This window comes from Streptococcus equinus (genome assembly GCF_900101445.1).
Lineage (GTDB): Bacteria > Bacillota > Bacilli > Lactobacillales > Streptococcaceae > Streptococcus > Streptococcus equinus_B.
Map to the genome: position 1 here is coordinate 43,279 of NZ_FNKE01000004.1, position 8,266 is coordinate 51,544.

Annotated in this window: 8 protein-coding genes and 1 pseudogene; all 9 read right to left on the reverse strand. The window is 38.4% G+C overall.

What is annotated here, in order from left to right; translation table 11 throughout:
- Nucleotides 1-227: 227 nt before the first annotated feature.
- Entirely contained in the window at nt 228-2,060 is a 1,833-nt protein-coding gene (gene dnaK, locus BLR83_RS09380) for a molecular chaperone DnaK (RefSeq protein ID WP_074561379.1), read from the reverse strand.
- A gap of 84 nt (nt 2,061-2,144) precedes the next feature.
- On the reverse strand, nt 2,145-2,684 hold the full coding sequence (gene grpE, locus BLR83_RS09385) for a nucleotide exchange factor GrpE (RefSeq protein ID WP_039696008.1): 540 nt from the start codon (nt 2,682-2,684) through the stop codon (nt 2,145-2,147).
- Between the two features lie 45 nt (nt 2,685-2,729).
- Nucleotides 2,730-3,764 carry a heat-inducible transcriptional repressor HrcA gene (hrcA, locus tag BLR83_RS09390; RefSeq protein ID WP_039696007.1) on the reverse strand — a complete coding sequence of 345 codons (1,035 nt, stop codon included), beginning with the start codon at nt 3,762-3,764 and terminating at the stop codon, nt 2,730-2,732.
- Nucleotides 3,765-3,898: 134 nt separating this feature from the next.
- Nucleotides 3,899-4,489, reverse strand: coding sequence for a glycoside hydrolase family 73 protein (locus tag BLR83_RS09395; protein WP_074561380.1), 591 nt, complete (start codon nt 4,487-4,489; stop codon nt 3,899-3,901).
- On the reverse strand, nt 4,486-5,262 hold the full coding sequence (locus tag BLR83_RS09400) for a M15 family metallopeptidase (RefSeq protein ID WP_074561381.1): 777 nt from the start codon (nt 5,260-5,262) through the stop codon (nt 4,486-4,488). The genes BLR83_RS09395 and BLR83_RS09400 overlap by 4 nt, the downstream gene beginning before the upstream one ends.
- Nucleotides 5,246-5,950, reverse strand: a complete 705-nt coding sequence (locus BLR83_RS09405; protein ID WP_074561382.1) for a histidine phosphatase family protein — start codon at nt 5,948-5,950, stop codon at nt 5,246-5,248. The genes BLR83_RS09400 and BLR83_RS09405 overlap by 17 nt, the downstream gene beginning before the upstream one ends.
- Nucleotides 5,951-6,179: 229 nt before the next feature.
- On the reverse strand, nt 6,180-7,517 hold the full coding sequence (locus tag BLR83_RS09410; protein WP_039696003.1) for a PFL family protein: 1,338 nt from the start codon (nt 7,515-7,517) through the stop codon (nt 6,180-6,182).
- Between the two features lie 11 nt (nt 7,518-7,528).
- Nucleotides 7,529-7,795 (reverse strand): ACT domain-containing protein, encoded by a 267-nt coding sequence (locus BLR83_RS09415; RefSeq protein WP_074561383.1) that lies wholly within the window; start codon nt 7,793-7,795, stop codon nt 7,529-7,531.
- 192 nt (nt 7,796-7,987) lie between these two features.
- Nucleotides 7,988-8,266: pseudogene (locus BLR83_RS09420) on the reverse strand (sigma-70 family RNA polymerase sigma factor); the annotation flags it as partial.

Genomic DNA, 8,266 nt, shown 5'->3' on the forward strand with positions numbered 1-8,266 from the left:
GTGTTCATTTCTGAACACTTTTCCTTTCTATTTGATTAGAAGGTTTTTTATAAACAAGCTTATCTGACTCTCGCCACAAAAGGCTTGTTCATTCAAGCGACTTACGGTCGCTATCTACTTATGCTATCTACCCAAAAGCAGAGGCTGGGTTGCAACCTCTGCATTTAGATTTATATTTTCAACATACTGAGTTTCAAACCCAATGTAAATCTGTCTAGAAGACTCAATTATTTTTCAGTGAATTCACCGTCAACAACGTCATCACCATTGTTGTTTGATGAATCAGCTGATTGAGCACCTTCAGTACCTTGTGCTGCTTGTTGAGCTGCAGCTGCTTGTTCGTACATTTTCACTGCAAGTGCTTGAGCTTTTTCGTTAAGAGCTTCAAGTTTAGCTTTCATATCTTCAAGATTGTTAGCTTCTTGAGCAGCTTTCAATTCATCAAGAGCAGCTTGAGCAGCATCGCGTTCTGTATCGAAACCTTTACCTTCAGTTTCTTTGATTGTTTTTTCTGTTGCAAAGATAGCTTGGTCAACTTCGTTACGAAGATCAACTTCTTCTTTACGTTTAGCATCAGCTTCTGCGTTAGCTTCTGCATCTTTCATCATTTTTTCAATTTCTTCATCAGTCAAACCTGAGTTAGATTGGATAACGATGTGTTGTTCTTTTTGAGTACCAAGGTCTTTAGCTTTAACAGATACAATACCGTTTTTATCGATATCAAATGTTACTTCGATTTGAGGGATACCACGAGGTGCAGCTGGGATATCAGTCAATTGGAAACGACCAAGAGTTTTGTTATCAGCAGCCATTGGACGTTCACCTTGAAGAACGTGGATATCTACAGCTGGTTGGTTATCAGCAGCTGTTGAGAAGACTTGTGATTTAGAAGTTGGGATAGTAGTGTTACGGTCGATAAGTTTTGTAAATACACCACCCATAGTTTCGATACCAAGTGACAATGGAGTAACATCAAGAAGTACGACGTCTTTAACATCACCAGTGATAACACCACCTTGGATAGCAGCACCCATAGCAACTACTTCATCAGGGTTAACTGATTTGTTTGGTTCTTTGCCAGTTTCAGCTTTAACAGCTTCTACAACGGCAGGAATACGAGTTGAACCACCGACAAGGATAACTTCGTCGATTTCAGAGATTGAAAGACCGGCATCTGAAAGAGCTTGACGAACTGGAGTTTTAGTACGTTCAACAAGGTCACGAGTCAAATCATCGAATTTAGCACGTGAAAGGCTTGTTTCCAAGTGAAGAGGTCCAGCAGCTCCTGCAGTGATGAATGGAAGTGAGATTTGTGTTTGAGTAACACCTGAAAGATCTTTTTTAGCTTTTTCAGCAGCATCTTTCAAACGTTGAAGAGCCATTTTATCTTGACTAAGGTCAATTCCGTTTTCGTTCTTGAAGTCAGCAACTAACCAATCGATAATTTTTTGGTCGAAGTCGTCACCACCAAGTTTGTTATCACCTGCTGTAGCAAGTACGTCAAAGACACCATCACCAAGTTCAAGAATAGATACGTCGAATGTACCACCACCAAGGTCAAATACCAAGATTTTTTCATCTTTATCAGTTTTATCAAGACCATATGCAAGTGCAGCTGCAGTTGGTTCGTTAACGATACGTTCTACTTCAAGACCAGCGATTTTACCAGCGTCTTTAGTTGCTTGACGTTGAGCATCGTTGAAGTATGCAGGAACTGTGATAACAGCTTTTGTTACTTTTTCACCAAGGTAATCTTCAGCGTAACCTTTAAGGTATTGAAGAATCATTGCTGAGATTTCTTGTGGAGTGTATTCTTTACCATTTGCAGATACTTTTTCAGAAGTACCCATTTTAGATTTGATAGAGATAACTGTATCTGGGTTTGTCACTGCTTGACGTTTTGCAGCATCACCAACGATGATTTCACCGTTTTTGAATGAAACAACTGATGGAGTTGTACGGTTACCTTCTGGGTTTGCAATGATTTTTGATTCAGTTCCTTCAAGAACTGCAACAGCTGAGTTTGTTGTACCTAAGTCAATACCAATAATTTTAGACATGTTCTATCCCTCTTTTTTATATGAATTTATCTTTTTTATGCTTTCTGTTATAGTTTAATGACATTGCGGTCAGGTCATTTGCAATTAGTTGTAAACAACAACCATCGCAGGACGCAACAAGCGTTCGTGAAGTTTATAACCTTTTTGAAGAACTTGTGCAATGCTGTCCACTGGATGTTCATCATCCGCTGGAAGTGTTTGAACTGCCATGTGCAAGTTGTGGTCAAAGTTTTCAACAACCACTTCTTCAACACCTTCTTCGTTAAGCGCACGAACTAGGCTATCACGTGTCATTTCAAGACCTTTTTTAACATCGTCAGTCAAACCTTCAACAGCAAGAGCTCGTTCCAAGTTATCCAAACTTGGTAAGATTGCTTTTGCTAGATCTTGTGAACGGTATTTTTGCAATTGTTGACGTTCTTCGTTAGCACGACGTTGAATATTTTGCATTTCGGCATGCGCACGAAGGTATTTGTTTTCAAAATCTTCAGCACGCTCAAGTGCTTTTTGCAATTCTTCATTTTGAGCATCTTCTTGAGGCTGCTCTTCTACTTTTTCTTCAGTCACAACATCAGTGGCTTCAACTTCTTCTTGAAGTTCTTCGTTTTTAATTTCTTCTGACACTGTGTCCCTCCCTATCTTTTTATCAATTTAATTCAATTACTAAACTTAGTTGACCTCGTAGTGATTACTATTAAGGTATCGGTAGTAATCACCAAGTTTCATCGCTAAAACTCGCCCGATGACATTAACCAAGCTAACGCTTCGGCGATAATCCATATCAATGGGACCAATCAAGCTAAGGAGCCCAAATCCACGATAAGGAATCAGAAACTTATGTGTCAAAACAGTCACATTTGCTAAAGCTGGCTCTTGACTATCTGCAACCTGAACATTGGCAATTTCATCTTCTTTCATTGAAGAGCGAAGTGCAACTGCCACTCGTTGGTCATTATCCAAGAAACGATAAGTTTCCAAATCAGCATAATCAAGCGAATTAACTTTACCAGCTACGAAAACCAATTCTCTGAACAATTCTGCAAAAATATAATCAAACAAATCCAGAACATTATCTGTTACTGTGAAATACTTTTGCAAAACCTGTGGAATTTCTGTTCGTAACTTATAATGGATATCCATCACCGTGCGACCAAGCAAACGTTCATCAACGATTTCTTTCAAAGTCACCAAATCTTTCAACATAAAGTTTTTCGGAATGGCGAATTGAATGGTCGCTGGTTTAGACTCATCCAAAGTTAAAACAGCTAAAGCGTCATGACTTGATAGTTGAACAATATCAAAGGCGGTTAGTTTCTGGCGAGCCGGCTCAACATCCAAAATCACTGATGTATAACCAGTCATATCTGCCAAAACTTGGCTTGCCTTTTGTAAAATATCATCAAGCTTAAAAGCTTCAAAATCAAAAGCCTTAACCACTTGGTAAATATCACGTTCATCGATACTATCAAGACTCAATGAATGCTCAACAAAGTACTTAAATCCAGCAGCACTTGGCATCCGTCCACTAGACGTGTGAGCTTTCTCAAGCAACCCTAGCTTTTCAAGTTTAGCCATGTCATTACGAATGGTAGCACTACTTGAATCGATAGTTGCTTGCAAAGTTTTAGAGCCAATAGGTTCATGCGTCTGTGTAAATAATTCAACGATTAGATTCAGAATTTCACTTTGACGTTGTGTAATCATAACCTCGCCCCTTTCAACTTTTAGCACTCATTTACCTCGACTGCTAATTTATAATTCTATTATACTCCTCTAAAAAGCAGTGTCAAGGAAAAAGCATAAAAAATTAGCACTCTTTTTACTAGAGTGCTAATTCCTTATTTATCATATGTTGTTAAGTCATTTTCTTCAATAATAGCAATCAATTTGCTCGCATAATTTGGGTCTGAACTAAATCCCATATCTTGCAATGCTTGGGCTGGTTTCTTGTATCCTTTGTTAGAAACCATAATGTCATAAGCACCTTCGCTATTTCGAATTTTTCCTGACTTCAGCAAAGCAAAATAATCATAGATAGCATCATCCCAAGACTTATAAACAGCAAATTGACCAATTTCAGTTTGCCATTCATTGACAAAATAACGTTTGTATTTCAAAGTCACAGGCTTATTCCCAGGCTGCGCAGAAACAGCAAAGAGATTATGATATTTTACAGCTAGCAAATTTTGGCCATAATCAGATTCTAACGCTGCTTGTGCCATCACCAATGACGGACGCACGCCATAAGCTTCTGCTACTTCTTGAACCGTTGATGCAATGTCAGCAAAAAATTCCGTCTTATTATAGGAAACTTTTTCTGTTTTATTTGCACTAGGTGTTGCTCGGTGAGCATATAGCGGTGAAAAAATACCTAAAACCAAAACAGCCAAAAACACAAGAAATTGAACAAAAGAGAATCGAGATTTCATCGGTTATTCTCCTTCAACAAAGCAATGTATTCTTCAAGGCTAAGATTATTGTCAGTCATGTATTTTGCTGATTCTTTACCAACATAACGGAAGTGCCAATCTTCATAATCAACACCTGTTGACTCACTTTTTCCTTTTGGAAAACGAAGAACAAATCCATATTCAGGCGCAATAGCTTTTACTTTTTCCACAACATCAGCATCACTTTGATTGAGGTAATTAACAGTACTCATATCCATGGCTAAACCAGTTTGGTGTTCACTAGCCCCAGCCGGTTGTGAATAAGTCTTAACCAAATCTTCTGCCGCAGACTGTGTCAAACTTGGGTCAGCAGCCATTTCCTGCGATACATATGAATTAAACAATTCTTCCTGGTACGCAACGCTTCGGTAACCAGAAATCAAGTGTTCACTAGCGTCAATAGCTTGCGCTGCAGCCAAGAAATTACGAGCATCATCAGCAATACGTGAATCAACCGTAATATTATCAATCTGCGTCAAATCAGGATTCATTTCTGGCGTGATGTGGTCACGATTTACCAAGACCAATTGCCAATCTTTGGTTGAAACATCAGGTAAATTCGCTACTTTTTTCTTAGCAGCTACTGAAGAGGACTTAGCTGATGAACTTTGACTCACCGAAGTAGAAGCATTTCGTGCATTTCCCTTTAACGTCAATTGATTTCCTTGAACAAAAACAAAAATTCCAACAATAAAAATGATAATAACTAATAACCCTAATATTAAGGTTGGTAAACTACGCTTTTTTCTCATCTTTTCTTTCTTCTAATAACTGTCGACCTTTGAGACGATAACTAACATCTCCAATCGATTCAATAATAAATTTGCCATTCTCAAAACTAACAACTGTTACACTACCATTATCTAGTCCAAGACCTCTTGGGGTCGTAGGGTCAATTAACCACAAAAATGTACCAATAGTCATACCATGACTCACAACAATGGCATTGCCACCACCTGATGCCTCAATTTTTTTGGCAATAGCAGTAAATCCTTCTAAAATCCGACTACTTAGCTCTTCCCAAGTCTCAGCCCAACCAGCGGTATCAACTTTGTAAATGCCCTTGGCTAATTCTTCGTAAGACAGCTTAGTCATGTCCTTGTCAAAAACTCGAGGAAGAACACCATTGAAGAGTTCACCATCGTATCCACCATCTAGACTACCAAAACACCACTCACGAATACGTTTATCACGCGTATAAGGAATGTCCTCTTGCTGACATTCTCGCAATATAATTTCCATTGTTTGCAAAGTCCGCCCACTGTCACTTGAAAAAGCTTCCTTAAATGTCAAACCCGCAGCCTTTAAACCGACACCAAGTTCTTGAATACCACGTTCACCTTCAGCAGTCAACGGAGTATCACTCCAACCCTGTGCACGACCGATTGTGTTAAACATTGTCTTACCATGACGAGCAATATACAACCTTGTTTTTACCATTGGCTTCCTCCTATAAACTAGAAACAAACAGAAATAGTGATAACAAAATAAATAGTAATTTAAGACTTTAATGCCACTTTATTATAACATATTTTTCGCTTTGCTCCTTCGTCCAAAACACAATCTTAATTAGGAAAAAGACAAGTTTTTAAAGACGGATTTCACACAAAAAACTAGGGCAAAAATTACTTTCACCCTAGATATTTTATGACTAAAAATGATTAACAGATTAGTTTTTAAAGCTATGGACAGGCGCAGGAATTTGACCACCACGGTGGATAAAATCAGCAGACGAATTATGGTTAACACGCATCACTGGGGCAGCACCAAGAAGTCCACCAAATTCAATCATATCGCCTTCTTTTCCTTTAGGAATGATACGCACAGCTGTTGTTTTTTGGTTAATAACACCAATAGCAGCCTCATCAGCAATCATAGCAGCAATTGTTTCGTGCGGAGTATCCTCAGGAATTGCAATCATATCCAAACCAACTGAACAGATAGCTGTCATAGCTTCAAGTTTTTCTAAATTAAGAGAACCATTTTGAACAGCAGCAATCATTCCTTCATCTTCAGAAACTGGAATGAAAGCACCTGATAGGCCACCGACTTGGTTACAAGCCATGATACCACCTTTTTTAACTTGGTCATTCAAAAGCGCAAGTGCAGCAGTTGTACCGTGAGTACCGACAGCTTCAAGTCCCATTTCTTCAAGAACACGAGCAACAGAATCCCCAACAGCTGGTGTAGGAGCAAGTGAAAGGTCAACAATACCAAATTTAACCCCTAAACGTTCACTAGCCATTTGACCAACTAATTGACCAATACGAGTAATTTTGAAGGCAGTTTTCTTAACAGTTTCCGCAACAACATCGAAGCTTTCACCGCGAACTTTTTCAAGAGCACGTTTGACAACACCAGGACCAGAAACACCAACATTGATGACGACATCCGCTTCACCAACACCATGGAAAGCACCAGCCATGAAAGGATTATCCTCAACCGCATTGGCAAACACAACCAATTTCGCAGCACCTAAATCAGACAATTCAGCAGTTTCTTTAATTACACGTCCCATGTCAGCAACGGCTGTCATATTGATACCAGATTTTGTTGAACCAATATTTACTGATGAACATACTTTTTCAGTCTCAGCAAGTGCACGAGGAATTGAATTAATCAAAATTTCATCGCCTTTTTGGTAACCTTTTTGAACCAATGCAGAGAAACCACCGATGAAATCAATACCAATTTCATGTGCAGCTTTATCCAAAGCATGTGCAAGTGGAAGATAGTCTGTCGCATCAGTTGCAGCACCAATAATTGAAATAGGTGTCACAGACACACGTTTATTGACAATCGGAATACCAAGCTCAGCAGCAATTTCATCTCCTACTTCAACAAGAGAACCAGCTTTCTCGACTACTTTTTTGTAAATTTTATCAGCAGCCTTGTTAATATCAGGATCAATACAATCAAGAAGAGAAATTCCCATAGTAATTGTACGAACATCGAAATTTTGCTCTTCAATCATTGCAATTGTTTCAGTAACTTGTCTAATATCCACAGCTGGCCTCCTTAAATATTGTACATAGCATCAAAAATCGCTGCGCTTTGAATGTTAATTTTGACGTTAAGTGTGTCTCCATAAGCTTCAAATTCAGAGCGTAATTCTGTGAAATCTTGTTTTTCATCAGATGAAACAACAGCCATCATTGTGAAGAAATCATCCAAAACAGTTTGAGAAATATCATCAATATTCAAACCAAACTCAGCAATTTTTGCTGAAACACCTGCTACAATACCTGCTTTATCTTTTCCGACAACAGTAATAATTGCTTTCATGAGAAGCCTCCAAAACTAATATTTGTTCAATTTTACCACAATTTTCTGAAAATATCCATTTAATTAGCAAAATAATTCGCTAAAAGCGAATTATTTTTGATTATTTAGAACAAATATTCATGTTTTCAACTAAAACAAAGCCTTCTTCCGAGCAGAAGAATAAACAAAAGACCAGAATCCTCTGGTCTTTTCTTATGGTCTAAAATCTGAGAAATAAGGTTCGATGCTTTTTAAAAAGGCTTTCTTCCCTTCAAAACGTTCCCCACGAATCACTTTTTCCAACTTCTGTCGTTCTTCTCTTCCCAATGTTCTTCGTAAACGAGCTAAGCTATCCTGATAAGCCACGTAATCCGCCACTTCAAAGAAAGATAGCTGGGGCACACAGTGACTAATATCACCGATTTCCTCATAAGGCATGCGATTAAATTTCCGTTTAAAGGATTCCTGATGGCGGATAGTGTCTTTAACATG

What these genes read in the sequence shown, in the direction of transcription:
- dnaK (WP_074561379.1), bottom strand. Translation starts at nt 2,060, where the DNA reads ATGTCTAAAATTATTGGTATTGACTTAGGTACAACAAACTCAGCTGTT.
- hrcA (WP_039696007.1), bottom strand. Translation starts at nt 3,764, where the DNA reads ATGATTACACAACGTCAAAGTGAAATTCTGAATCTAATCGTTGAATTA.
- BLR83_RS09395 (WP_074561380.1), bottom strand. Translation starts at nt 4,489, where the DNA reads ATGAAATCTCGATTCTCTTTTGTTCAATTTCTTGTGTTTTTGGCTGTT.
- BLR83_RS09400 (WP_074561381.1), bottom strand. Translation starts at nt 5,262, where the DNA reads ATGAGAAAAAAGCGTAGTTTACCAACCTTAATATTAGGGTTATTAGTT.
- BLR83_RS09405 (WP_074561382.1), bottom strand. Translation starts at nt 5,950, where the DNA reads ATGGTAAAAACAAGGTTGTATATTGCTCGTCATGGTAAGACAATGTTT.
- BLR83_RS09415 (WP_074561383.1), bottom strand. Translation starts at nt 7,795, where the DNA reads ATGAAAGCAATTATTACTGTTGTCGGAAAAGATAAAGCAGGTATTGTA.